Here is a 23,729-nt window from a genome sequence, read left to right as displayed (position 1 = left end):
GCCGGGGCGGCTCTCACCGGTGGGTCGGAACCGGTGACGCGTCCTCGACATCCGCCTCGGAAGAATTTAGATGTTCCGTGATCCGGCGGCACCGGCCGGTTCGAGGGAGAAACCTGGCGAACCATCTGTTTTTCCCCAACTACGGCAACCTCCGGGTGAACGGAGGAGAACCAACAAGCCGAACCGGCCACGCAGCGGCATCTCTTCGTCACATACTGATGCTCAGCGGAAGCGGAAAGTAGTCGACGGAGGGTGTGGCGATGACGCGGGCGATCCTCCATCGGGCCGGCGCGGGACCCGGCGGCGCGAAGTCCGGCGAGGGCGCCCTGGTCGAGGTCGCCGCCCGGACCGGCATCGACGTCAGCGTGATCGTCCCGGTCCACAACTGCCGCGCCTATCTGGACCGGTGCCTGACCTCGCTGCTCATCCAGCGGGTCAGCATGGAGATCGTGGTCGTGGACGACGGCTCCGTCGACGGCGGTTCGGAGCTGGCCGACCTGTACGCCTCCTGCCACCCCAGGACCATCCGCGTCGTGCACCAGGAGGCCTCCGGCGGGGCGGGCGGCCCGCGCAACACCGGGCTCTCCCTGGCCCGGGGCAGATACGTGTTCTTCTGCGACGCGGACGACTATCTCGGCCCCGAGGCGCTGGAGCGCATGCTCGCGATGGCCGAGCGCAACGGCTCCGACATCGTCCTGGGGAAGATCGTCGGGCACGGCCGCAGGGCCCCGGTCTCCATGTTCAACGAGAGCGTCGACCGGGCGCCGCTGGAGGACAGCGCCGTCTACAACAGCCTGAGCTGCTTCAAGCTGTTCCGCCGGGAGATGCTGGAGCGGCACAGGATCCGCTTCGACGAGAGCCTCCTGGTCGGCGAGGACATCGTCTTCACGACCCACGCCTACTGCCACGCCGGCGTGATCTCCGTGGTCGCCGACTACGACTGCTACCACCTGGTGGACAGGCCCGACGGGACCAGCATCATGCAGCGCCCGGCCAGCCGCGACGCCCTCTCGTGGCTACGGATGATCAAGAAGCCGATCGAGCTGATGGTCGGCCACGTGCGGCCCGGCCCGCTCCGCGACCACCTGCTCCGGCGCCACTTCCGGATGGACGCCTTCGCCCGCCTCGGCCGGCCCTTCCTGGAGGCCGGCGAGGTCGAGCGCAAGGAGATCGCGGCCGAGGTGGCCGACATGTGCGACCGCTGGATGACCGACGGGGTGCGCGACCGGCTCGGCGCCGTGGACCGCAGCCGGATCGCCGCGCTGGAGGACATCGACCGCCTGGTACGGCTGGCGCACATCGAGCTGGCCGTGGTGCGCCGCGAGCTCACGGGCCTGCGCTGGGACGAGGGCGACACGAGGCTGGCCGTCACGGGCCGGGTGGCGCTGGACGCCCTGGAGCCCGACCGCCACCCCGAGATCGTCACCGGGGCCGTCACGCTGGTCCTGCGCCCCCGGCAGGCGTCCGAGGGGCAGGACGACGTCACCGTCCCGGTGATCCGGCAGGGGGAGGCGTTCGCCGGGGTGCTCGACCTGGGCGTGCTCTCCCCCGGGGTCTGGGACGTCCACGTGGCCGTCGAGTGCGAGGGGGTCGTCCGCACGGCACGGCTCGGCGCCGACCGCGACGGGCAGATCGCCCGCCCGGCGCCCCGGATGATCGGCGGCGTGATCGCCCTGCCGTACTTCACCCGGCCCTACGGCAACCTCAGCGTCGACATCGGCGGTCACGTGGTCACCCCGTCCGGCGTCGTACGGCTGGCCCGCTCCCGCTGGGCGGCCGGGCACCGGCTGGTCCTCGACGGTGAGATCACGATGGGGGCGATCACCCCCGACGCGCGGGCCGTGCGCCGGCTGGTGTGGCGGGAGCGCAGCTCCGGGCGGGAGCGGCGGGTGCCGGTCGCGGCCCGGGCGGGCGGGGGGTTCACGGCGCGGCAGGCGTTCGGGCGGCTGGGGCCCGGCACCTGGGACGCCTACCTGGAACTGGACCTCGGCGGGCCGCCGGCGCGGTTCCGGATCGAGGCGGAGGCGGAGCTGGTCGCGCCGCCGCGCACGTGGTGGCGGGGGGTGGTGCTGCGCACCGTCAAGCCGTACGCCACGGCGGGGAAGGGACGGCTCAGCGTCATCGTGCGGACCGTCACCCCGAAGGCGTTCCTCCGCCGCTTCCTGCCCTGACCTCCCGGCGGTTTCCACCCTGATCTTCCTGCGGCCCTCGCCCTGACCTTCCGGCGGTTTCCGTCCGGGCCTTCGGCGGCCCCTGTCCTGGTCTCCCGCTGACTCCCGTCTTACCCCTCGCTGACCTGCGTTTTCTCACTTGGGGCAATCCATTCGCTAATGCCCATCGATTGCAATAACAAGTCCATGGCCTAAAGTAAGGGTCATATCCGCACCTCGGAGGCTTGTTGTGCACGTTCCCGATGGCTTCTTCACCGCTGCCGTCTCGATCTCAGCGGGGGCCGTCGCCGCCGCCGGGACCGCGGTCTGCCTGCGCGGCGCCCGCCGCGAGCTCGACGACCGGACCGCCCCGATGGCCGGCCTGGTCGCCGCCTTCGTCTTCGCCGTCCAGATGCTCAACTTCCCGGTCCTCCCCGGGATGAGCGGCCACCTCCTCGGCGGAGCGCTCGCCGCGATCCTCGTCGGGCCGTACACGGCGGTGCTGTGCATGGCCGTGGTCCTCTTGGTGCAGAGCATCTTCTTCGCCGACGGCGGCCTGACGGCGCTGGGCGTCAACATCACGCTCATGGGCCTGGTCACCGTCCTGACCGGCTGGGGCGTCTTCCGCCTGATCACCCGGAGCCTGAACGGCCGCGCCGCGATCACCGCCGCGTCGTTCGCCGCCGCGCTGGTCTCGGTGCCCGCCTCGGCGCTGGCGTTCACGCTGCTGTTCTGGGTGGGCGGGACGGCTCCCATCGAGATCGGCACGGTCGCCGCCGCGATGGGCGGCGTGCACGTGCTCATCGGCATCGGCGAAGGGCTGATCACCGCGGTCACCGTCGCCACCGTGCTCGCCGCCCGGCCCGACCTGGTGTACGGCGCGCACGGGCTGGCCGCCCCGCTGGTGCTGCGCGGTCCCGACGGAGACGTCACCGTGGTCCCGGAGCGCGAGGAGCGCGTCACGGCCCCGGCCGGTCGGTCGCGCCCGTTCCTGCTGGCGGGCGTCGGCGTCACGCTCGTCCTGGCGGGCGTGGTCTCCTTCTTCGCCTCCGGCGACCCGGACGGGCTGGAGAAGGTGGCCGAGGACGAGGGCTTCCTCGGCCAGGCCACCGACCACGCGTTCGGCTCGTGGCTGCTGGCCGACTACGGTGACGTGGGCGGGATCCCGGTCGGTGTCACGGGGGTGGTCGGCGTGGGGATCACGCTGATCGTCGCCGGAGCCGTCGGCTACGCCGCCCGCCGCCGCGACCGGGAAGCCGGCCGCGAGGGCGGTCGGGAAGACGTGACGGTCTGACGGCGCTGAACGGGACGGTTCCCGGCGCGAGAGTCATCCGGACGGGTCTCGGGGCCGAAGCACCTGCCGGAGAGGACGTTCAGTGAGCGCGGGCCATCACCACCAGCTCTACCGGGCGGGCGACACGCCCGCCCACCGGCTCCCGCCGCAGTGCAAGCTCGCGGCGGTCGTCGGGTTCGTCGTGACCGTGGTGGCCACGCCCCGCGAGTGGTTCGCGGCCTTCGCGGCGTACGCGCTGCTGCTGGCGGGCGTGCTGCTGCTCGCGAAGATCCCGCCGGGCTTCGTGCTGCGGCGGATGGCGATCGAGGTCCCGTTCGTGCTGTTCGCGCTGGCGATCCCGTTCGTCGGGACGGGGGAGCGAATCTCGGTGGCGGGACTCTCACTCAGCCTGCCCGGCCTGTGGGCGGCCTGGAACATCCTGGCCAAGGCCACCCTCGGCGTGGTCGCGAGCGTCCTGCTGGCGGCCACGACCGAGCCCCGGATGCTGCTGCTGGGCGCCCAGCGGCTGCGGCTGCCGCCGCTGATGGTGCAGATCGCCATGTTCATGCTCCGCTACATGGACGTGATCCTGGACGAGATGCGCCGCATGCGGGTGGCCAGGGAGTCGAGGGGGTTCACGGCGCGGGACGTGCGGCACATCCCGGTGGTCGCGCGCTCGGCCGGGGCGCTGTTCATCCGCTCCTACGAGCGGGGCGAACGGGTCCACCTGGCGATGCTGAGCCGCGGCTACACCGGGTCGATGCCGGTGATCCACGACCTGACCGCCTCGGCGCGGCAGTGGCTGGCGGCCGGTACGCTTCCGGGCGCGGCGCTCGCGGTGCTGCTCGGGAGCGTGCTGCTCAAGACGGGGGAATGGTGACATGACGGCCTCGCTGGAGGTGGACCGGCTGGCGTACGCCTACCCGGACGGCACGCAGGCGCTGTTCGGCGTGGACCTGCGCATCGAGCGCGGCGAGCGGGTCGCGCTGCTCGGGCCGAACGGCGCGGGCAAGACCACCCTGGTCATGCACCTCAACGGCATCCTGACCGCCGGGCACGGCACCGTGACCGTGGCCGGTCTCCCGGTCGCGAAGGGCTCGCTCAAGGAGATCCGGCGCAGGGTCGGCCTCGTCTTCCAGGACCCGGACGACCAGCTGTTCATGCCGACCGTCCGGGAGGACGTCGCCTTCGGCCCGGCCAACATGGGCGTCCGCGGCGAGGAGCTCGACCAGCGGGTCAAGGCGGCGCTGGAGCGGGTGGGCATGCTGGAGGCGATCGACCGGCCCCCGCACCACCTGTCGTTCGGGCAGCGCCGCCGGGTGGCGGTGGCGACCGTGCTGGCCATGGAGCCGGAGATCCTCGTCCTGGACGAACCCTCGTCCAACCTGGACCCCGCCTCGCGCCGCGAGCTCGCCGAGATCCTGCGGAGCCTGGACGTGACCGTGCTGATGGTCACCCACGACCTGCCCTACGCGCTGGAGCTGTGCGAGCGCTCGCTCATCCTGTCCGGCGGGGTGATCGCGGCCGACGGGCCGACCCGGGAGATCCTCGCCGACGCCGAGCTGCTCGCCGCGCACCGGCTGGAACTGCCGTACGGCTTCTCCGCCGGCTGAGTCCCGGGACCGCCGGTTGAGTCCCGGGACCGCCGGCCCGCCGCACGCGGGGCGGCCGCCGCGCGATTCCCCGGGTCATCCGGGAGTGACGGGCGGGGTTATGGACATGATCCTTCCTTTATGATCCGGGATTGATCGCGAAGCCGTCCGGTCTCGCATACGGTGAGGGCGAAGTAAAGTTAGGTCTGCCTCATGGCCGCGAGGAGGACTGATGAAGCTACGGCTGGCTCGCCGGGCTGTCGGCGACGCCGTGGTGGTGGCGGTCGAGGGAGAGCTCGACCTGTTCACCGCGCCCTTCCTCCGCGACGAGGTCCGTGACGCCATCAAGCTCGACGGATCCCGGCTGGTCCTCGACCTGACCTCCCTGTCGTTCATGGACTCCAGCGGGCTGTCCGTGCTGATCGAGGCCTGGCGGCTGGCGACCGGCCAGGGCGGCGGGGTCTGCCTGGCCGCGCCGCAGGCGCCGGTGGCGCGGATCCTGCGCACGACCGGCCTCGACCGCCGCATCAAGGTCTATCCCGACGTCGGCGCGGCCGTCGAAGCGCTCTGAGCCGGCCCGGGCGACCGGCCGGCCGCGGCGACGCCCGCTCTACCGGCCGGCCGGGCAGTGACGCGCCCGCTCCGAGGAGTCAACAGCAGGCCCGGGGGAATCCTGGTGCGCGGGCCCGTTCCCGGCCTGAGCGGTAGAGATCCGGCTCACTCCGGGTGGGGGAGATTTGGCCCACCCCGAGTAGAACTTCATTCGGTATCCGCGTTAAAGTCCGCTCATGGACCTGAACGGAGCAGTAGCAATCATCTCGGGTGGTGCCAGCGGCCTCGGTGAGGCCACGGCCCGTGACCTCGCCGCGCATGGCGTGACCGTGGTCATCGCCGACCTGAACGAGGAGCGCGGCAAGGCGCTCGCCGACGAGCTCGGCGGGGTTTTCGTCAAGACCGACGTGTCCGACGAGGAGCAGGTGCAGGCGGCCGTGGACGCCGCGGTGGCCACCGGCAAGCCGCTGCGCGTGGTGGTGAACAGCGCGGGCATCGGCTGGGCCACCCGGACCGTCAACCGCGACGGCTCGCCGCACGACCTGGCCTCCTACCGCAAGGTCATCGACGTCAACCTGATCGGCACCTTCAACCTGATGCGCATCGGCGCCGCCGCCATCTCCAAGACCGAGCCGGTCGACGAGGACGGCCAGCGCGGTGTGGTCATCAACACCGCCTCCGTGGCGGCGCTGGAGGGCCAGACCGGCCAGGTGGCGTACTCGGCCTCCAAGGGCGGCATCGTCGGCATGACCGTCCCGGCCGCCCGTGACCTGGCCGCCGTCGGCGTCCGGGTCAACACGATCTGCCCGGGCATCATCGACACCCCGATCTACGGCTTCTCGCCCAACTCCGACGAGTTCAAGGCCAAGCTGGTCGCCCCGGTCGTCTTCCCCAAGCGCATGGGACAGGCCTCGGAGTTCGCCCACCTGGTCCGCGCGCTCATCGAGAACGACTACATGAACGCCGAGACCATCCGCTTCGACGGCGGCATCCGCTTCCAGCCCAAGTAGGAGTCACCTTGTCCGAGTCGACTTCCGCGCCGGCCTCCGGAGCCGGTGACGAGGTCCTGGTCCAGGTCGAGGACGGCGTCGCCGTCATCACGATCAACCGTCCCAGGGCCAAGAACGCCATCAACGGCGTCGTGGCGCGGGCCGTCGCGGCGGCGCTGGACGAACTGGAGGAGCGCAAGGACGTCTCCGCCTACGTCCTGACCGGCGCGGGCGGCACGTTCTGCGCGGGCATGGACCTCAAGGGCTTCCTGACCGGCGACTTCCCGGTCGTCGAGGGCAGGGGCTTCGGCGGCATCGCCGAGGCGCCGCCGAAGAAGCCCATGGTGGCCGCGATCGAGGGCTACGCCCTGGCCGGCGGTTTCGAGCTGGCCCTGTCCTGCGACATCATCGTCGCCTCCGAGGAGGCCAAGTTCGGGCTGCCCGAGCCCAAGCGCGGCCTGGTCGCCGGGGCGGGCGGTGTGATGCGGCTGCCGCAGCGGATCCCGTACCACATCGCCATGGAGATCGCCCTGACCGGCGATCACTTCCCGGCCTCCCGGCTCTACGAGGTCGGCCTGGTCAACTACGTCACGCCCGCGGGCGAGGCGCTGGCCACGGCCGTCGCGCTCGCCAAGAAGATCGCTGCGAACGCCCCCCTGGCGGTGGCGGCGACCAAGCGGGTGATCGTCGAGTCCGCCGACTGGAGCCTCGACGAGATGTTCAAGAAGCAGGGAGAGATCATCAACCCGGTGTTCGGCTCCAAGGACGCCATGGAGGGCGCGGCGGCCTTCGCCGAGAAGCGCGCTCCGCAGTGGAAGGGCGAGTGACGCCCCTTCCCGGCCATCGGGTGTCGTGACCGCCGATCCTTCCCGGCCGTCGCCGCCGGCGGGGCGGGTGTTCCGCCGGCGGGAATGGTCTTACGAAGTTTCCGGCATGTCGGGCGCGATCCCTCAGGGTCGCGCCCGGCGCGTTTCCCGGCGGGTGTACGTACGGTGAAGGTGTGGGCGCGTGCGACACGGGCACGTGACCTTCACGTGGCGGCTCCATGAGGCCAGGAGTGTGCATGAGCGACTACCCGACCGGGATGAATCCTTCCAACCGGTTCTCCGGCGCGCACCTGCGCCGTACCGCGGGCAGCCTGGCGGCGGGCGCGCTGGGCGCGGCGCTCCTGGTGATCCTGCTCGTGTCCGGCATGTGGGCGATCGAGGTGGCCGACTACGTGCTCCCCGGCGAGTTCGACGCCTACGGCATCGAGGCGTGGGACGCCTCGCGCCCGTGGGACGTCAGCGGCCTCGGCGGCATCCCGGTCGCCCCGTTCCTGCACGCCGACTTCGCCCACCTGATGGCCAACTCCGTGCCCCTGCTGGTCCTCGGCTTCCTGGCCGCCCTGCGCGGCCTGGGCCGGTTCCTCGGGGCCAGTCTGATCATCATCCTGGTCAGCGGCCTGGGCGTCTGGCTCACCAGCGAACCCGGTTACATCACGGTCGGCGCCAGCGGCCTGGTCTTCGGCTACTTCGGCCTGGTCCTGGCGCGCGGCCTGTTCGACCGCCGCGCCCTCGACATCGTGATCGGCGTCGGCGTCGCCATCGCCTACTACTCCATCATCTGGGGCGTGCTGCCCACCCAGGAGGGGGTCTCCTGGCAGGGCCACCTGTTCGGCCTGGTGGGCGGCGTCCTCGCCGCCTGGGTCCTGCGCCGCAGGCGCCCCCGGATCTCCCCCTACTGACCTCACCGGCCTCCGCCGGTGAGGGCCAGGAAACGGTCGACGGCGGTTCGGGCGTCGGCGCGGACGCTGTCCGCCGACGGGGGGCGCTCGCCCAGCAGCACCCGGATCTGCAGGTCGCGTACGGCCAGGCCGTACAGGAGCCGGAACGCCTCCGCCGGGTCGTCGATCCGCAGCAGCCCTTCCGCGGCCAGCCGGCCGAGATAGTCCTCGACCAGCGGGCCGGTGCTGTGGCGGCCGTGCCGGAGCAGCAGCTCCGACAGCTCTCCCGACGCCATGGCCGCCCGGTTCAGCGCCACCGAGGCGTCGCCGACGAGCAGGGCGAGCAGGTTCTCCGCGATGGCGGTGAGGGTGGCGCGCGGTTCGGACGGACGCTCCAGCGCCGCCGTCACCGCGGCGTTGACCTGCTCGGACTGCCGCTGGATCAGCGCCGCGAGCATTCCCTGGCGGTTGCCGAACCAGGTGTACAGGCTCTCCTTGGACGACCCGGCACGGGCCGCCACCGCCTGCATGGTCATGCCCTCCACGCCGTGCTCGACGAGTTCGGCGAGTGCGGCGTCGAGCGCCGCCCGGCGCCTGGCGGCCTGCTCGCCCGAGCGGGGACGGCCCCGGCGGCTCTGTCCGGTCACGGTCTCTCCTGGATGTGCGCTCGCTCTTAATCGAACCATCGGGTACGGTTTAAAACGTACTCGATGGTTCGATTTTAGCCGCTCCACCGGAAGGCCTCCCATGCCGCTCACCCCGTCGTCCACCGAGACGACCACGGCCACGATCACGACCGCCCCCTCCCCGAGCCGGACCGCCGGGCGCGTGCGCGGCTGGACGCTGGCCTCCGCGACGACGCTGATGGGACTCATCGCGGGGTTCTTCTACGCCTACGCCTGCTCCGTCATGATCGGATTGGCCCGGGTCGACGACCGCACCTTCATCGACTCCATGCAGTGGATCAACGCGACCGTGCGCAATGTCTGGTTCGCGCCCGCTTTCTTCGGCGCGCTGCTCGTGACCGCCGTCGCCGCCGCACTGCACCTGGGCCGGGCGCAGCGGCCGGTGCTCGGCTGGGTCGTCGCCGCGCTCGTGCTGTACGGCGCGGCCTTCGGCATCACCATGGGCGTCAACGTGCCGCTCAACGAGCAGCTCGCCGCGGCCGGGGACCCGGCCTCCCTCGCCGACCCGGCGGCGGCGCGCGCCTCCTACGAGGGGGTGTGGACGGCCTGGAACACCACGCGGACGGTCGCCTCGACCGCGGCGCTCGCCTGCCTGGTCCGGGCGCTGATGCTGCACGGCCGGCACACCGCGCGGCCGGAGCGCTGAGAGAGGCGGGGAAGGGGTGCGGGCGGCGCTGTAGGGCCCGTGGAGCGTGCGGCCCGCAATGAGTCAGGCCCGGGAAGGGCGGGCCTTCCCGGGCCTGACAGGAGCCGTACAGGGGCTGTCAGAGCCGCTCGACCACGTAGTCGATGCAGTGCGTCAGCGCCTCGACGTCGGCCGGGTCGACGGACGGGAACATCGCGATGCGCAGCTGGTTGCGGCCGAGCTTGCGGTAGGGCTCGGTGTCGACGATGCCGTTGGCGCGCAGCGTCTTGGCCACCGCGGCGGCGTCCACCCCGTCGGCGAAGTCGATGGTGCCCACCACATCGGAGCGGAACTCCGGACCGGCGAACGGCGTGGTGTAGGAGGTCTTCTCCGCCCACGTGTAGAGCCGGCCGGCCGAGTCGGCGGTGCGGGCGGTGGTCCAGGCCAGGCCGCCGTTGCCGTTCATCCACTCGATCTGCTCGGCGAGCAGGAAGAGGGTGGCGACCGCCGGGGTGTTGTAGGTCTGGTCCTTGGCGGAGTTGTCGATCGCGATCGGCAGGCTGAAGAACTCGGGGATGTAGCGCCCGCTGCCCGCGATCTCCTCGACCCGGGCCAGCGCGGCCGGGGACATCAGGGCGATCCACAGGCCGCCGTCGGAGGCGAAGCTCTTCTGCGGGGCGAAGTAGTAGACGTCGGTCTCGCTGATGTCGACGGGCAGGCCGCCGGCGCCGGAGGTGGCGTCGACGAGCACCAGCGAGCCCTCCTCGCCGACCCGCTTGATGGGCATGGCGACGCCGGTCGAGGTCTCGTTGTGGGTGAGCGCGTAGACGTCCACGCCCGCCTCGGTGACGGCCTCGGGGTGGCTGCCGACCTCGGACTTGATGACGGACGGGTCGCCCAGCCACGGGGCCTTCGCCGCCACGGAGGCGAACTTGGAGGAGAACTCGCCGAAGTGCAGGTGCTGCGACCGCTCCCGGATGAGCCCGAAGGCGGCGATGTCCCAGAACGCGGTGGTGCCGCCGTTGCCGAGGACGACCTCGTATCCCTCGGGCAGGGAGAACAGCTCCGACAGGCCCGCCCGGACGCGTCCGACGAGCGACTTCACCGGCTTCTGGCGGTGAGAGGTGCCCAGGACGGAGGAGCCGGAGGCGGCCAGCGCCGCCAGCTGCTCGGGGCGCACCTTGGAGGGCCCGCAGCCGAAACGGCCGTCGGCGGGCTTGAGGTCTGAGGGAATAACGATGTCAGCCACCTGGCCAGCCTACTAAGCCCGCTCATTGGACTAGACCTGGGTCCGGGGTTTGAGACATCCGTGCTTGAAATGCGGAACGGCTGCCGCGCGGGGAACCGCGCGGCAGCCGTTCCGGCCGGATGCGCCGGGCCGGATCGGACCGGGATCGGACGGCGGTCAGGCCGTTCCGGGAACGGTCAGGCGTCGCCGAGGATCTCGGCGGCGCCGGGGACGTCGTGGACCGAACGCTGGGCCGGGCCGACATAGTCGGCGCTGGGGCGGACGAGCCTGCCCGTGCGCTTCTGCTCCAGGATGTGAGCGGCCCAGCCCGCGGTGCGGGCGCAGGTGAACATCGAGGTGAACATGTGCGAGGGAACCTGGGCGAAGTCCAGGATGACCGCGGCCCAGTACTCGACGTTGGTGGCGAGCACCCGGTCGGGCTTGCGGGCGTGCAGCTCCTCCAGGGCGGCCTTCTCCAGCGCGGCGGCGACCTCGTAACGCGGCGCGTCGAGCTCCTTGGCGGTACGGCGCAGCACCCGGGCACGCGGGTCCTCGGCGCGGTAGACGCGGTGGCCGAAGCCCATGAGGCGCTGGCCCTTGTCGAGCTCGCCCTGGACGTACTTCTTGGCGTCGCCGACCTGCTCGACACCCTCGATCATGTGCAGCACGCGGGCCGGGGCGCCGCCGTGCAGCGGGCCCGACATGGCGCCCACCGCGCCGCTCAGCGCCGCGGAGACGTCGGCGCCGGTGGAGGCGATGACGCGGGCGGTGAAGGTGGAGGCGTTCATACCGTGCTCGGCCGCGGAGACCCAGTAGGCGTCGATGGCCTTGACGTGCTTGGGGTCGGGCTCGCCCCGCCAGCGGACCATGAAGCGCTCGACGATGCTCTCGGCCTCGTCGACCCGCTTCTCCGGGACCACGGGCTGGCCCTGGCCGCGCGCCGACTGGGCGACGAAGCTGAGGGCGGTCACACTTGCGCGCGCGAGGTTGTCGCGCGCCTCATCCTCGTCGATGTCGAGCAGCGGCCGGAAGCCGTAGTGAGGGGCCAGCATGGCCAGCGCACTCTGCACGTCGACGCGGATGTCACCGGAATGGACAGGAATGGGGTAGCGCTCGGCCGGGGGAAGGCCCGGCTGGAACTTGTTGTCGACGAGCAGGCCCCACACGTTGCCGAACGAGACGCGGCCGACCAGCTCTTCGATGTCGACGCCCCGGTAGCGGAGGGCGCCCCCTTCTTTGTCCGGTTCCGCGATCTCCGTCTCGAAAGCTACGACGCCTTCGAGCCCGGGTTTGAAGTCGGACATTCTCGGCCGCCTCCCTTTCTTGAAGTCAAAGCCTTGATGTCGAGATACCGGCGGGTCATATTCAACCCGCTGGGTCGCGGTGGCGTGTCACCGGACCCGCCTGAACGCGATAGCCCCAGGTGAGGGGCGGTGCGCAGGCTCTCCGTCAAACACGCGACAATACCGTTTCGTGGACGCCACCTCGCGCCCGCCGTCGCTGGCGGGGCTTCGCCGTACCTACGAGGGTCTTCCCCTGCTGGAGGCCGATCTCGCATCCGATCCCATCTCGCAGTTCGCCGCCTGGTTCGCGGAGGCGGTGGACGCCGGGCTTCCCGAGCCGAACGCGATGATCGTCGCGACCTGTTCGGCGGGCGGCCGGCCGACGGCCAGGACCGTGCTGCTGAAGGGCTATGACGCCGACGGATTCGTCTTCTACACCAACTACGAGTCGCGCAAGGGCCGTGATCTGGCCGAGAACCCCCGGGCGAGCCTGCTGTTCCCCTGGCACTCCATCCGCCGCCAGGTGCGGGTGGAGGGCTCGGTGGTGCGGATCCCGCGCGAGGAGTCGGCCGCCTACTTCCGGTCGCGGCCGTACGGCTCGCGGATCGGCGCCTGGGCGTCGCGCCAGTCGGCGGTCGTGGGCTCCCGGGAGGAACTGGACGAGCGGTACGCCCGGCTGGCGGCCCGCTGGCCGGAGGAACCGCCGGTGCCGGACTTCTGGGGCGGGTTCCGGGTCGTGCCGGCGGAGGTGGAGTTCTGGCAGGGGCAGCTCGACCGCATGCACGACCGCCTGCGTTACCGCCGTTCCGGGGGCTCCTGGGCCGTCGAGCGCCTGGCCCCCTGACGTCCTCCGGCTCGCTCCCCCCTGAGATCATGTGTTTTCCGAAATATCCGATGTATCCGGTCGGTGGAGGGAGCGATCGTGGGGCTGGCGGATTCCCTGCGCAGGCACCTGGTGGACGTCCGGCCGCTCGGCACCCCCGCCTACCGTCGGCTCTGGGCGGGCCAGGGCGTGTCGTTCATCGGCTTCCAGCTCACCTCGACGGCGGTCGCCAAGCAGATCTACGAGATGACCGGCTCGTCCTTCTGGGTCGGCATGCTGGGCCCGGCCAACCTCATCCCGCTGGTCGTCTTCGGGCTCTGGGGCGGGGCGGTCGCCGACGCGGTCGACCGGCGCAAGCTGCTGATCCGCGCCGCCCTGGTCGCCTGGGCGGGGACGCTCGCCCTGCTGCTCCAGACGGTCCTCGGCGTGGCGAGCGTCGGCCTGCTGCTGGCGACGGTGGCCGTGCACGCCACCGGATTCGCCGTCACCAGCCCGACCCGGGTCGCGATCATCCCCCGGCTGCTCCCCGTGGAACTGGTCCCGGCGGCCAACACGCTCAACTTCCTGGTCTGGAGCCTGGGCTCGGTGATCGGCCCGCTGATCGCGGGCGTCGTGCTGGCCCGGGGCGATTTCGCCCTGGTCTACCTCGTCGACGCGGTGCTGTTCGGCGCGGGCTTCTACGCCGCGGTACGGCTGCCGCGGCTCGCGCCCCTGGGCGAGACGACCCGCCCCGGCCTGCGCTCGGTGGCCGACGGCCTGCGCTACATCGCCGGCAACCGGGTGGTGCTCATGTCGTTCGTCGTGGACATCATCGCCATGGCGTTCGCGCTGCCCAGGGCGCTTTTCCCGGAGATCGCGGACGAGCGCTTCGGCGGCTCGTCGATCGCGTTCGGCTGGCTGACGGCGAGCATCGCCATCGGCTCGGTCCTCGGCGGCCTGCTGTCGGGCTGGGTCGGCCGGGTACGGCGCCAGGGCCTGGCGCTCACGATCACGATCGCCGTATGGGGGCTCAGCGTCGCCGCCTCCGGACTCGCCCGGGAGCTGTGGCTGATGGTCGCCCTGCTCGCGGTCGGCGGGGCCGCGGACATGATCTCGGCGGTGTGGCGGCAGACGATCCTGCAGACCCACGCGCCCGACGAGATGCGCGGGCGGATGCAGGGGGTGTTCACGGTGGTGGTCGCCGGCGGCCCCCGCCTGGGCGATCTGCGCGCCGGGGCCGTGGCGACCTGGCTCGGCGCCACCGCGTCATGGGTCGGCGGAGGATTGGCGTGCGCGGTCGCGGTGCTCGCCGCGGGGCTGGCCGTACCGGCGTTCAGAAAGTACTCCTCGGCTTCACGTGCGGTTTGAGCAGGTAGGGAAGGATCTACGCCGTCGCGGTGTTGGTGTCCTTTGCCGTCGTGGGTCACCGCGGGTGATTCTCCCAATAGGGTCGGAGTTCGAGCTTCGATTTGAGACTCCGGTCCGGGGTCTGAGACTTTCCGGTCGGGCGTGGCCGTATGGGACTTTCCAGTCCGTCATGACCGTACGGACGGCAGACCGGCGCAGGACATGGACGTAACATCGAGATAGGACGGGAGGAGCCTTGACCGCACACGGCCTGATCGACACCACGGAGATGTACCTCCGCACGATTTTCGAGCTGGAGGAAGAGGGAATCGTCCCTCTGCGTGCGCGAATCGCCGAGCGGCTCCAGCAGAGCGGCCCGACCGTCAGCCAAACGGTCGCGCGGATGGAGCGAGACGGCCTGGTCCGGGTCGAGGGTGACCGGCACCTGACCATGACCGAGCTGGGGCGCACGCTCGCCACCCGCGTCATGCGCAAGCACCGCCTCGCCGAATGCCTGCTGACCCAGGTGATCGGCCTCCCCTGGGAGGAGGTGCACATCGAGGCGTGCCGCTGGGAGCACGTGATGTCGGAGTCCGTCGAGGCCCGCCTGGTCACGTTGCTGAACAATCCCACCCGCGACCCGCACGGCAATCCCATTCCGGGCCTGGAAGAACTCGGCGTCCCGGGCATCGCCGGGGCCGAGGGGGAGACCCTGCCCTCCATGGCCGACGTGGCCGGACCCAGGGATATACCCGTCGTCGTCCGTCGAATTAGCGAACAAGTGCAAAGCGATCCCGCTGTGATGCTTAAACTCAAGCAAGTTGGGATACAACCCGGACGCGAGGTGACGCTCGCGGCGAGCGACGACGGTGTGCGGGTGACGGGTGACGATGAGACGGGCAACTCTGTTGCGGTCCTGCCGCGGGAAACCGCTGCCCACGTCTTCGTCGCCACGCGCTGACCGGCGTGCTCCTGCTTGGTTGGATCCCACACGGGAGACCCTCCACTCCCATGCCGAGACTGCAGCAGGAGCAACCGTGGTTCGCTTTGCGCACAGCCGTCCCCGAGGGGTGGTCAACGGATGAAGCGGTGGGGGGATCTGTCAGAGGATGCCGCCGACCATCTATCGGCGGGTTCCGTCCTCGATCAGGCTGAGATGGCGGTGGTCGTCACCGACCGCTTCAGCAACCTTCTCTACTGGAACCCGTTCGCCGAGAAGCTGTTCGGCCGTCCCGGCCCCCAGGGGCCGGGCGATTCCGAAGGCTTCACTCTCGGAATCCTGGAAAAGGAGAACCCGCTCGCCGTCGAGCTGGCCAAGCACGTTCTCAAGGGCGGTGTCTGGGAGGGCACCTTCGACGTCAAGCGCGCGGACGGGACGATGCTCTACGTGCGCGCCCAGGCCGTGCCGCTGCGGCACCCCTCGGGGTCGGTGACGGGGATCGTCATCACGGCCCGCGAGGCCATGCGCAGCAACGAGCGGGAGAAAGACCGCTTCGGCCTGCTGGAGCGGATCGGCGAGCGGCTGGCCGGCTCGCTCTACGTCGAGGAGACGCTCAAGCGCGTCGCGGAGATGCTCGTCCCGCAGTTCGCCGACCACTGCTTCATCGAGCTGATGGAGGGCGACCGGCTCACCCGGAGGGTCTCCACCCACGTGCAGGGCTGGAGCCCGCCCCCCGACACCTGGGCTCCGCTCGGCGCCGAGATCCGCTACCCGGCGGGCCACTACGCCGACACCGCGCTCCGCCGCCAGGAGACCATCCTGGTCGAGGACTTCGCCCAGACCAACTACCCCAGCCCCAGCGAGGGCAGCACCCGCCTGGCCGCCGAGGTCGGCCTGACCTCCGCCATCGTCGCGCCGCTGTGCGTGCGCGGCGAGACCCTCGGGCTGATGTACCTCGGGCTGTCCAACCTGACCGACCGGCGCAGCCCGCACTACGACACCTTCGACCGGGACTTCGTCGGCGCCATCGCCACCCGGGTCGCGCTGGCCGTGGACAACGCGCTGCTGTTCGAGGAGGAGCGGCACACCGCCGAGTCCTTCCAGAAGCACCTGCTCCCGCGCGAGCTGCCCCAGCTCGACGGGCTGGAGATCGCCGTCCGCTACTTCCCGGCCGCTCCGCTGGCCTCGCACGGCCAGGGCATCCAGACCCAGGTCGGCGGCGACTGGTACGACGTGATCCCCCTGTCCGCGGGCCGGGTCGGCATCGTCATCGGCGACGTCGAGGGCCGCGGCGCCAAGGCGGCCGCCGTCATGGGACAGCTGCGCGCCGCGCTGCGCGCCTTTGCCCAGGACGACAAGCCGCCCGCGGAGATCCTCGCCCGGCTCGACGAGTGGACCCGCATCATCGCCACACCCGAGCAGGACGACAGCGGCGCCGACATCAGCGTCCCCCCGATCGTCACCTGCCAGTACCTCGTCTACGACGCCTGGTCGCGCCAGCTGTCCTTCGCCAACGCCGGGCACGCCCCGCCGCTGCTCCTCGTGGACGGCTCCTGCGTCGAGCTCGACATCAAGGAGGTCGGCCAGCCGCTCGGCGTCCGGGCCAAGGGCATGCACGCCGACCTGGTCTACAAGGAGGAGACCCGGACGCTCCCGCCCGGGGCCTCCCTGCTGCTCTACACCGACGGCCTGGTGGACCGCCGCCCCGCCCGCGACTCCGGCGAGACGCCGCTCAGCGACGAGGAGACGCTCTCGCTCCTGTGCGACAAGCTCGTCGAGGCCTCCGACACCTCGGTGGAGAGCATCGCCGAGGCCGCGACGGTCGCGGTGCCCGGGGAGATCGACGACGACATGGCCATCCTGGTGGTCAGGTCGTCGGCCACCGACCTCGACGTCGAAGAGCGCACCTTCTCGGCTCAGCCGATCATGGTGAGCGAGGCCCGGCGGATGGCGGCCGAGGCGTTCGCCGGCTGGAACGTCCCGGAAGAACGCGCCGAACTGGCCTGCCTGCTCGTCTCCGAGGTGGTCACGAACGTCGTGCTGCACGCCGCCAGCGCCAGCGTCCCGCGCCGGGAACTGGTGGTGGACGGCGGCATGCTGGGCGGGTTCGAGGACTCCTGGGACGTCCCCGGCTTCGACGAGGAGATCATCGCCGAGAAGGAGTTCACGCTCCGGCTCCGCCGGGGCGGGGAGTCCGTCTGGGTCGAGGTCTTCGACCAGGACCTGCGCCTGCCCCGCATCCGCAGCGCGGGCGAGAACGACGAGGGCGGCCGCGGCCTCTACCTGGTCGACCAGCTCGCCAGGCGCTGGGGCTCCCGCCCCACCACGGAGGGCAAGGCCGTCTGGTTCGAGATCCCCACCAAGTCCCGCTGACCTCTCACCGGCGTCCCCGGGTTCCTGAGCCTCACCGGGTCCCGGCGGCTCCGGCCGGGGCCGGCCGGACTCCGTCGGCCTCCCGTGCGCGGCGGGCGCCCGTGCGCGGCGGGCGCCCGGGTGCGGCGGGACGCCGGTGAATGGTGACGAGACACTAGGCCGCTGTCCCGATCGGTGCTTGAGTGGGGGGATGGAGCTGGCCTTCGAACGGCGCGGGGCTGGACCGCCCCTCGTCCTGCTGCACGGCATCGGGCACCACTGGCAGGGATGGCTGCCGGTGCTCGACCGGCTCGCCGCCGAGCGTGATGTGATCGCCGTCGACTTCCCGGGCTTCGGCGTCTCGCCGCCGCTGCCCGCCGGCACGCCGTACACCGCCGAGACGCTCGCCGACGCGGTCGAGTCCTTCTGCACGATGCTCGGACTCCGCGAGCCGCACGTGGCGGGCAACTCGCTGGGCGGCTACGTCGCGCTGGAGCTCGCCTCCCGCGGCGTCGTCCGTACGGCGTGCGCGCTCTCCCCGGCGGGTTTCTGGACCCGCGGAGAGCTCGTCTACGCGCAGAGCGTGCTCCGGGCGACCAGGGGGCTGGCCCTGGCCACCCCGCCGGAGCGGGCCGACCTGACGGTGCGCAACCCGATCGCCAAGGCGCTGTCCACCGGGGTGATGGTGGCCCACCCGGGCAGGATGAGCGACGAGGCCGTCCTCGCCGCGGGAGAGGCCCTGCGCGGTGCCGTGGGGTTCGACGAGACCCTCGACTCGTTCACCGGGCTGATGCCTCCGGCGCCGCCGAAGACGCCGATCACGATCGCCTGGGGCGAGCACGACCGGCTGCTGCTGCGGCGGCAGGCCGTACGGGCCGCGAAGTGGTCGGGGCAGCGGGTGAAGCTGCTGAAGGGGTGCGGGCACGTGCCGATGAGCGACGACCCCGAGCTGATCGCCCGGGTGCTGCTGGAGGCCTCCGCCCTGTAGAAGCCCTGGAGAACGCCCCGTGGAGCCTCTCCCGGGGAGGGGGTCAGCGCATGGTCTGGCCCCAGACGGCGAGCATCACGATGATGAAAACGATCATCACGCCCGCGTAGGCGACCGGACCGAACCGGAAGGCCCGGCGCACCCGGTTCAGCCCCCAGGCGAACAGGAACGCCAGGAAGACGAGCAGGATCAGTCCGCTGTCCATCGTCACCGCCTCGGGGGAGCCTTCGCTGACCAGTATGCGCGGTACGGCCGCCGCATGCGCCGTGCGGCGGCGGGCGAATCCCGGACGGGCCCGGTGACGGGAGTCCCGGGCCCGCCCGATGGCGGGCGGGAGAAGCTGCGCGACCCGGGATGCCGTGGATGCCGCTGTTGCGCGTGATGTGAGTGTTGACCGGCATCCGTGGGATGGTGAGCCCGTGAACGGAGCTCTGAAGGTAACCCGCGTCCTGCTGGCGGCCGCTCTCACGGTGGGCCTGGCGGCCTGCTCGGCGGAGCAGAGAGGGACCGAGGCCGCCCCCTCGGCCTCGGCCGCCGCGTCCCAGGCCCCGCAGCCGACCGCCCAGGAGTCCTCGGCCGCCACGCCCGACGCCTCGCAATCCGCCGTCCCGGAGTCCCCGGCGCCCGAGACGACGCGCTCGGAGGCGGCCCCGAGCAGTCTCCGGGACAGCGGGGCCGACAGGGACGTGACGGGACTGGTCACCTTGAAGGGCGCGGACTCGATCAAGGTGGAGGGCGACGACGCCGCGGCGTACGAGGCCACGCTGACGCCGTTCACCGTGGTGCTCGACGCGCAGGGGAGCATCTGCGACACCGGGGCGATCCCGCACAAGTGCAGTGTCGACCAGCTGAAGAAGGCCCTGAAGTCGGGGGTCTCCCTCTACGCCAAGGTGTCGATCCAGGACGACCTGGCCACGGAGATCGAGGAGATCGTCAGGAACTGACCCCGGCCGGATCCTGCCCGTCCTCCCAGCGCAGCAGGTCTCCCGGCTGGCACTCGAGCACCTCGCAGAGGGCGGCGAGCGTCGTGAAGCGCACCGCCTTGGCGCGGCCGTTCTTGAGCACCGCCAGGTTGGCGGGTGTGATCCCGACGCGGTCCGCGAGCTCGCCCACGGACATCTTCCGCTTGGCCAGCATCACGTCGATGTCGACGACGATCGGCATCAGATCACCTCGTCCAGCTCGGCCTGCATCTGCGTCGCCTCGGCGTCGCGCGCGACGGCCTGGGCGAGCAGCATCCGCAGCACGAGCACGATGAGCGCGACCCCGAGGATCGCAAGGGAGACCCCGCAGATCAACAGGACGATGCCGGGGGCGACGGGGTCGCCCGGGGCCAGGACGACCGCCAGCGCGAACACCAGGAGGGCGGCCGCCACGAGCGCGCCGATCACGATGTGCACGTACCGGAAGGCGGCGTGGGAGAACACGGTCCCGCGCCGGACCATCGTCACCAGCTGCCAGACGCAGACCAGGATGACCTCGGCCGTCACGATGCCCAGGAACGGGATCGCGATGAGCGGGAGGCGCAGGTACGCGAACTCCGGCTTGAGCATCTCCAGGTCGGCGGCGAACAGCGGCACCATCACCGCCTGGACGAACACCGAACCGGCGAGCAGCAGCGCGAGCACGGCGCGCAGCGCGTACACGGTCAGCTTTCCCATCACTCCTCCATCGATCGAACTACGATTTAAATCTATCGATAATCGATAGATGGAGCAAGGAGCGGGGTCGGCCGGTTTCCCGGTCTCCGGTCAGGCCTGCTCGAAGAGCGCCGCCATGACGTACTGGTTGATGCTGCTCGCCGCGGCGGGCGAGACATCGGTGAAGCACAGGCCGATCTCGGTGACGCCGTCGTTCTTCCGGCAGCGGACCACTCCGGCGCGCAGCTTCACGGGGCGCTCGCCCAGCAGCGGGATGTCGATCGCGACGAGGTCTCCCGGCTGGAGCGGGACGTCCTGGACGGTGGTGCACTGCGTCCCGGAGACGCTCAGGTCGAGCAGCTGGACGGGGTAGCTCTGACCGCCCAGACGGAGCTGGGTCGCGCCGCTGACCGCCACGCGCGGGTCGCCGCGGCGCTCGAGCTGCTTGGTCAGGTCCTCCATGGTCGAGATCCGGTGGATCGCCCGCTCCAGGTACTCCCTGAGCAGGCCGACGCTGGAGTGCTGCTCCTGGACGATGGTGCTGACCTGGGCGACCGCCTCGTCGAGGTCGACGACGCCGCCGGTCATCCCGGTGAGCGCGCCCGCCATGGCGCTGGTGTTCTGCTCCAGCGACCGGATGATGGCGGTGATCTCGTCGGTGGACTGGGTCGTCGCCGTGGCCAGCTCCTTGACCTCCTGGGCCACGACGTTGAAGCCCTTGCCGGTCTCACCCGAGCGGACGGCCTCGACGGTGGCGTTGAGCGCCAGCAGATGGGTCTGCGCGGCCACGCTGGAGATGATGTGGGCGACCCCCTCCACCTTGCGCAGGCTCGTCTCGAGCTGCGTGGTCGAGTCGCTGGCCCTGCGCGCCTGCTCGATGATGCGACTGGTGAGGGCGTCGGTCGTGGAGACCTGCCTGTCGACGGCGCCCGCCACACCGAGGAGCTCGGCGGTCGCGTCCGCCACCACGCGGAGCTCGCTCATGATGGTCGAGATGTTGGCGTTGATCACTTCCTGGGCGCGGCGGCGGGCCTGCTGCTCGTTGAGCTGGCGCTGGGCGTACGAGGCGCGCTGCTGCTCCTCCCGGGCGGCGTTGGCGCGCTCCAGGGCCGCGTCCTGCTTGGCCATCGTGTCGAGCATGGTGTCGATGACCGTCTCCAGGGCGCGGATCTCGCCGCGGTCGTCGGATCGTTCGCGCAGGGCGCGGTGGCCGGAGGCGATGGCGGCCTCGGCGGCACGGCGCACCGTTCCCACCTGCTGCCTGATCCTCCGGCGCACCAGCGTCGTCACCGCTCCGAGCAGGGCCGCCGTCGCGACCACGATCAGCGCGAGCACGTTGCGCGACACCTCCGTCGCCGTCCTGTGGACCGGGCGGTCGCGTACGGTCTCCAGGACGATCGCGGGTCCTCCCACGGTGGGCAGGGCGATGTCGACGCTGACGCGGTGCTCGTCGAGCACGTCCGTGGTGACCTTCAGGTCCCCCAGCCGGCTGGGCAGCGTGAGCGAGTGGTCGCCGGGCGCGTGCGCCCGGTCGGCCAGCGTCACCGGCAGGTCGACCTGGTCGCCGAGCGCGGTGAGGCGGGTCTGGTCCAGGGCCCTGAAGTAGATGAGGCCGCCCGCGGGCTCGCCGGCCCCGTTCCCCGGATAGCTGGCGAAACCGCAGTACAGCAAGGCCGTGGTGGACGTCCGGACGACGCCGCAGCGAGCCGATCCCGCCTCGCCCTCGATGTCGAAGAGCTGCTTCAGCAGCGCGGGCCGGGCCAGCTCCTGGGGGAGCGGGTCGAAGCCCGCCCCGGTCCCGACCAGCCCGCCGGCCCGCACGATGCCGTCCGGGCCGGTGCTGACGACACCGTCCACGCCGGAGATGCGCTGGATGTCGCGCGGCGGGAAGTCCGCCGCGAAGGTGGACGGGTCGGCCGTGCGCACGTCAGTGAACGAGCTGTCCCAGATGGACTTGGCGGCACCGTAGTCGCTGAGCGACCGGGTCTCGTAGTCCAGCGCGACACGCACCCGCTGCGCTTCCTGGGCCACCCGGTCGGCCTCGACCCGGTCGAACGCGGTGACGGTGAGCTGGCGGTGAGCCAGGAAACCGAGCGCGACGACCACAAGGACGAGGACCCCCGCCAGGGGAGAGCCCGCTCGTAGACGTCTGAGTTTCACGACACAGATATCGGGCGGCGAGGGCCGGTCATTAGTCAAAGCCTCCACCCCGTGCTCCGCGGGAAGGCGGGATGGAGGCTCCGGGGCAGATCCTCAGAACCCGAAGGAGCGGCCGATGATCTCCTTCATGATCTCGGTGGTGCCGCCGTAGATGGTCTGCACCCGGCTGTCGATCCAGGCCTTGGCCACCGGGTACTCCATCATGTAGCCGTACCCGCCGTGGAGCTGGAGGCAGCGGTCGATGACCTTGGTCTGCAGCTCGGTGGTCCACCACTTGGCCTTGGCGGCGTCCACGACGGTGAGCTGCCTGGCGTTGAGGGCGCGGATGCACTTGTCCAGGTAGTGCCGGGCGATCTCGACCTCGGTGTCCAGCTCGGCCAGGACGAACCGGGTGTTCTGGAAGCTGCCGATGTTCCGCCCGAACGCCTTGCGGCTCTTGCAGTACTCGACGGTCATCGCCAGGACGGTCTCGGCGGCGGCCACGGCGGCCACCGCGATCGACAGGCGCTCCTGCGGCAGGTTGGCCATGAGCTGGAAGAAGCCCTGCCCCTCTTGATCGCCGAGCAGGTTGGCGGCCGGGACCCGTACGTCCTCGAAGAACAGCTCGGCGGTGTCCTGGGCCTTCATGCCGATCTTCTCGAGGTTGCGGCCCCGGGTGAAGCCCTCCGCGCCGCGCTCGACGACCAGGAGCGAGGTGCCCCGGGCGCCCTGCTCCGGGTCGGTCTTGGCCACGACCACGACCAGGTCGGCGTTGATGCCGTTGGTGATGAAGGTCTTCTGGCCGTTGACGACGTAGTGGTCGCCCTCCCGGCGGGCGGTGGTCCGGATCCCCTGCAGGTCGCTGCCCGCCCCCGGCTCGGTCATCGCGACCGCCGTGATCAGCTCCCCGGCGGCGAACCCGGGCAGCCAGCGGGCCTTCTGCTCGTCGTTCGTCATCTCGACGAAGTACGGCGCCATGACGTCGTTGTGCAGGGAGAAGCCGAGTCCCGAGGCTCCGATCCGGATGATCTCCTCGACGATCACGGCGTTGTACCGGAAGTCGGTGATCCCCGCCCCGCCGAACTCCTCCGGCACCCCGAAGCCGAACATGCCGATCTCGCCGGCCTTCTTCCACACCTCGCGGGGGACGATGCCGTCCTTCTCCCACCGGTCGTGGTTCGGCACGACCTCCCGGGCCAGGAACTCGCGCACGGTCTCGCGGAAGAGATCGTGCTCCTCGTCGAAGAGGTCTCGCTGCATTGACTGCCTCCAGAGCGTCAGGTCTCGCTTACCAGAATACGATTCTGTTACCGAGAGGTATAGGAGGTCGCCGGGACTGCGCAGGACTTCGGGCCGGACTGAGATCACAACTCCGCCACAGTGTCCTGAGAGTCTCCCGAACCTCTGCCGACAACCTCCGCATACCAGTACGATCCTG

23 protein-coding genes are annotated in these 23,729 nt (G+C 71.0%); 15 read left to right on the top strand and 8 right to left on the bottom strand.

All coding sequences use genetic code 11. From position 1 onward, the window contains the following. The first annotated feature begins 260 nt into the window (after window positions 1–260). The 8 genes from Plo01_RS11925 (at window position 261) to Plo01_RS11890 (ending at window position 8,282) form a co-directional block, all read left to right on the top strand. Window positions 261–2,171 carry a glycosyltransferase family 2 protein gene (locus Plo01_RS11925; protein WP_203890597.1) on the top strand — a complete coding sequence of 637 codons (1,911 nt, stop codon included), beginning with the start codon at window positions 261–263 and terminating at the stop codon, window positions 2,169–2,171. 229 nt (window positions 2,172–2,400) lie between these two features. Then, the gene (locus tag Plo01_RS11920; protein WP_203890596.1) at window positions 2,401–3,444 is read left to right on the top strand and encodes an energy-coupling factor ABC transporter permease; all 1,044 of its coding nucleotides are present in this window, start codon (window positions 2,401–2,403) and stop codon (window positions 3,442–3,444) included. 82 nt (window positions 3,445–3,526) lie between these two features. After that, entirely contained in the window at window positions 3,527–4,303 is a 777-nt protein-coding gene (gene cbiQ / locus Plo01_RS11915; protein WP_203890595.1) for a cobalt ECF transporter T component CbiQ, read from the top strand. A 1-nt stretch (window position 4,304) separates the two neighbouring features. Then, the gene (locus Plo01_RS11910; protein WP_203890594.1) at window positions 4,305–5,036 is read left to right on the top strand and encodes an energy-coupling factor ABC transporter ATP-binding protein; all 732 of its coding nucleotides are present in this window, start codon (window positions 4,305–4,307) and stop codon (window positions 5,034–5,036) included. Window positions 5,037–5,247: 211 nt separating this feature from the next. Continuing rightward, window positions 5,248–5,586 carry an STAS domain-containing protein gene (locus Plo01_RS11905; RefSeq protein WP_203890593.1) on the top strand — a complete coding sequence of 113 codons (339 nt, stop codon included), beginning with the start codon at window positions 5,248–5,250 and terminating at the stop codon, window positions 5,584–5,586. A 217-nt stretch (window positions 5,587–5,803) separates the two neighbouring features. Beyond that, the gene (locus Plo01_RS11900) at window positions 5,804–6,577 is read left to right on the top strand and encodes an SDR family NAD(P)-dependent oxidoreductase (RefSeq protein WP_203890592.1); all 774 of its coding nucleotides are present in this window, start codon (window positions 5,804–5,806) and stop codon (window positions 6,575–6,577) included. A gap of 8 nt (window positions 6,578–6,585) precedes the next feature. Further along, the gene (locus Plo01_RS11895; RefSeq protein ID WP_203890591.1) at window positions 6,586–7,383 is read left to right on the top strand and encodes a crotonase/enoyl-CoA hydratase family protein; all 798 of its coding nucleotides are present in this window, start codon (window positions 6,586–6,588) and stop codon (window positions 7,381–7,383) included. Window positions 7,384–7,619: 236 nt separating this feature from the next. Further along, complete coding sequence (locus Plo01_RS11890; protein WP_203890590.1) at window positions 7,620–8,282, top strand: rhomboid family intramembrane serine protease; 663 nt, start codon at window positions 7,620–7,622, stop codon at window positions 8,280–8,282. Window positions 8,283–8,284: 2 nt separating this feature from the next. On the opposite strand, the gene Plo01_RS11885 is transcribed toward Plo01_RS11890, so the two are convergent. Continuing rightward, the gene (locus Plo01_RS11885; RefSeq protein ID WP_239316175.1) at window positions 8,285–8,908 is read right to left on the bottom strand and encodes a TetR/AcrR family transcriptional regulator; all 624 of its coding nucleotides are present in this window, start codon (window positions 8,906–8,908) and stop codon (window positions 8,285–8,287) included. A gap of 100 nt (window positions 8,909–9,008) precedes the next feature. Between Plo01_RS11885 and Plo01_RS11880 the strand changes: the two genes are divergently transcribed. Then, entirely contained in the window at window positions 9,009–9,593 is a 585-nt protein-coding gene (locus tag Plo01_RS11880) for an anthrone oxygenase family protein (RefSeq protein ID WP_239316173.1), read from the top strand. A gap of 118 nt (window positions 9,594–9,711) precedes the next feature. On the opposite strand, the gene serC is transcribed toward Plo01_RS11880, so the two are convergent. Then, window positions 9,712–10,821, bottom strand: a complete 1,110-nt coding sequence (gene serC, locus Plo01_RS11875; RefSeq protein WP_203890588.1) for a phosphoserine transaminase — start codon at window positions 10,819–10,821, stop codon at window positions 9,712–9,714. A gap of 176 nt (window positions 10,822–10,997) precedes the next feature. Then, a complete protein-coding gene (locus Plo01_RS11870; RefSeq protein WP_203890587.1) occupies window positions 10,998–12,104 on the bottom strand; it encodes a citrate synthase 2 in 1,107 nt (368 codons plus the stop codon). Window positions 12,105–12,273: 169 nt separating this feature from the next. Between Plo01_RS11870 and pdxH the strand changes: the two genes are divergently transcribed. The 5 genes from pdxH (at window position 12,274) to Plo01_RS11845 (ending at window position 18,512) form a co-directional block, all read left to right on the top strand. Then, complete coding sequence (pdxH, locus tag Plo01_RS11865; RefSeq protein WP_203890586.1) at window positions 12,274–12,927, top strand: pyridoxamine 5'-phosphate oxidase; 654 nt, start codon at window positions 12,274–12,276, stop codon at window positions 12,925–12,927. A gap of 78 nt (window positions 12,928–13,005) precedes the next feature. Then, complete coding sequence (locus Plo01_RS11860) at window positions 13,006–14,253, top strand: MFS transporter (protein ID WP_203890585.1); 1,248 nt, start codon at window positions 13,006–13,008, stop codon at window positions 14,251–14,253. 235 nt (window positions 14,254–14,488) lie between these two features. Beyond that, window positions 14,489–15,193 carry an iron-dependent transcriptional repressor DtxR gene (locus Plo01_RS11855; RefSeq protein ID WP_203890584.1) on the top strand — a complete coding sequence of 235 codons (705 nt, stop codon included), beginning with the start codon at window positions 14,489–14,491 and terminating at the stop codon, window positions 15,191–15,193. Window positions 15,194–15,313: 120 nt separating this feature from the next. Next, window positions 15,314–17,545, top strand: a complete 2,232-nt coding sequence (locus tag Plo01_RS11850) for an ATP-binding SpoIIE family protein phosphatase (protein ID WP_203890583.1) — start codon at window positions 15,314–15,316, stop codon at window positions 17,543–17,545. 190 nt (window positions 17,546–17,735) lie between these two features. Next, window positions 17,736–18,512, top strand: coding sequence for an alpha/beta fold hydrolase (locus Plo01_RS11845; RefSeq protein WP_203890582.1), 777 nt, complete (start codon window positions 17,736–17,738; stop codon window positions 18,510–18,512). A 43-nt stretch (window positions 18,513–18,555) separates the two neighbouring features. Here Plo01_RS11845 and Plo01_RS11840 read toward each other — a convergent pair whose 3' ends face one another. Next, a complete protein-coding gene (locus Plo01_RS11840) occupies window positions 18,556–18,717 on the bottom strand; it encodes a hypothetical protein (RefSeq protein WP_203890581.1) in 162 nt (53 codons plus the stop codon). Window positions 18,718–18,931: 214 nt separating this feature from the next. Between Plo01_RS11840 and Plo01_RS11835 the strand changes: the two genes are divergently transcribed. After that, a complete protein-coding gene (locus tag Plo01_RS11835) occupies window positions 18,932–19,456 on the top strand; it encodes a hypothetical protein (RefSeq protein WP_203890580.1) in 525 nt (174 codons plus the stop codon). Here the strand turns inward: Plo01_RS11835 and Plo01_RS11830 are convergent. The 4 genes from Plo01_RS11830 to Plo01_RS11815 form a co-directional block, all read right to left on the bottom strand. Next, entirely contained in the window at window positions 19,446–19,676 is a 231-nt protein-coding gene (locus Plo01_RS11830) for a helix-turn-helix domain-containing protein (protein ID WP_203890579.1), read from the bottom strand. The two genes, Plo01_RS11835 and Plo01_RS11830, sit on opposite strands and share 11 nt — an antisense overlap. Continuing rightward, window positions 19,676–20,173, bottom strand: coding sequence for a DUF2975 domain-containing protein (locus Plo01_RS11825; protein ID WP_203890578.1), 498 nt, complete (start codon window positions 20,171–20,173; stop codon window positions 19,676–19,678). Before Plo01_RS11825 ends, Plo01_RS11830 begins: the two co-directional genes overlap by 1 nt. Window positions 20,174–20,263: 90 nt before the next feature. Next, window positions 20,264–22,312 (bottom strand): methyl-accepting chemotaxis protein, encoded by a 2,049-nt coding sequence (locus Plo01_RS11820; protein ID WP_203890577.1) that lies wholly within the window; start codon window positions 22,310–22,312, stop codon window positions 20,264–20,266. 93 nt (window positions 22,313–22,405) lie between these two features. Beyond that, entirely contained in the window at window positions 22,406–23,551 is a 1,146-nt protein-coding gene (locus Plo01_RS11815; protein ID WP_203890576.1) for an acyl-CoA dehydrogenase family protein, read from the bottom strand. Window positions 23,552–23,729: the final 178 nt, after the last annotated feature.

Origin of the sequence: Planobispora longispora (assembly GCF_016863135.1) — a bacterium.
In the GTDB taxonomy this organism is placed as follows: Bacteria; Actinomycetota; Actinomycetes; order Streptosporangiales; family Streptosporangiaceae; genus Planobispora; species Planobispora longispora.
Note: the sequence above shows the minus strand (reverse complement) of the source record. Positions and strands in the feature narration are given on the sequence as shown.

Bases quoted from the DNA above. Each gene is read 5' to 3' on its own strand.
- Plo01_RS11925 (WP_203890597.1), top strand. From the start codon at position 261: ATGACGCGGGCGATCCTCCATCGGGCCGGCGCGGGACCCGGCGGCGCG.
- Plo01_RS11910 (WP_203890594.1), top strand. From the start codon at position 4,305: ATGACGGCCTCGCTGGAGGTGGACCGGCTGGCGTACGCCTACCCGGAC.
- Plo01_RS11905 (WP_203890593.1), top strand. From the start codon at position 5,248: ATGAAGCTACGGCTGGCTCGCCGGGCTGTCGGCGACGCCGTGGTGGTG.
- Plo01_RS11900 (WP_203890592.1), top strand. From the start codon at position 5,804: ATGGACCTGAACGGAGCAGTAGCAATCATCTCGGGTGGTGCCAGCGGC.
- Plo01_RS11890 (WP_203890590.1), top strand. From the start codon at position 7,620: ATGAGCGACTACCCGACCGGGATGAATCCTTCCAACCGGTTCTCCGGC.
- Plo01_RS11880 (WP_239316173.1), top strand. From the start codon at position 9,009: ATGCCGCTCACCCCGTCGTCCACCGAGACGACCACGGCCACGATCACG.
- Plo01_RS11870 (WP_203890587.1), bottom strand. From the start codon at position 12,104: ATGTCCGACTTCAAACCCGGGCTCGAAGGCGTCGTAGCTTTCGAGACG.
- Plo01_RS11850 (WP_203890583.1), top strand. From the start codon at position 15,314: ATGAAGCGGTGGGGGGATCTGTCAGAGGATGCCGCCGACCATCTATCG.
- Plo01_RS11845 (WP_203890582.1), top strand. From the start codon at position 17,736: ATGGAGCTGGCCTTCGAACGGCGCGGGGCTGGACCGCCCCTCGTCCTG.
- Plo01_RS11840 (WP_203890581.1), bottom strand. From the start codon at position 18,717: ATGGACAGCGGACTGATCCTGCTCGTCTTCCTGGCGTTCCTGTTCGCC.
- Plo01_RS11830 (WP_203890579.1), bottom strand. From the start codon at position 19,676: ATGCCGATCGTCGTCGACATCGACGTGATGCTGGCCAAGCGGAAGATG.
- Plo01_RS11825 (WP_203890578.1), bottom strand. From the start codon at position 20,173: ATGGGAAAGCTGACCGTGTACGCGCTGCGCGCCGTGCTCGCGCTGCTG.
- Plo01_RS11815 (WP_203890576.1), bottom strand. From the start codon at position 23,551: ATGCAGCGAGACCTCTTCGACGAGGAGCACGATCTCTTCCGCGAGACC.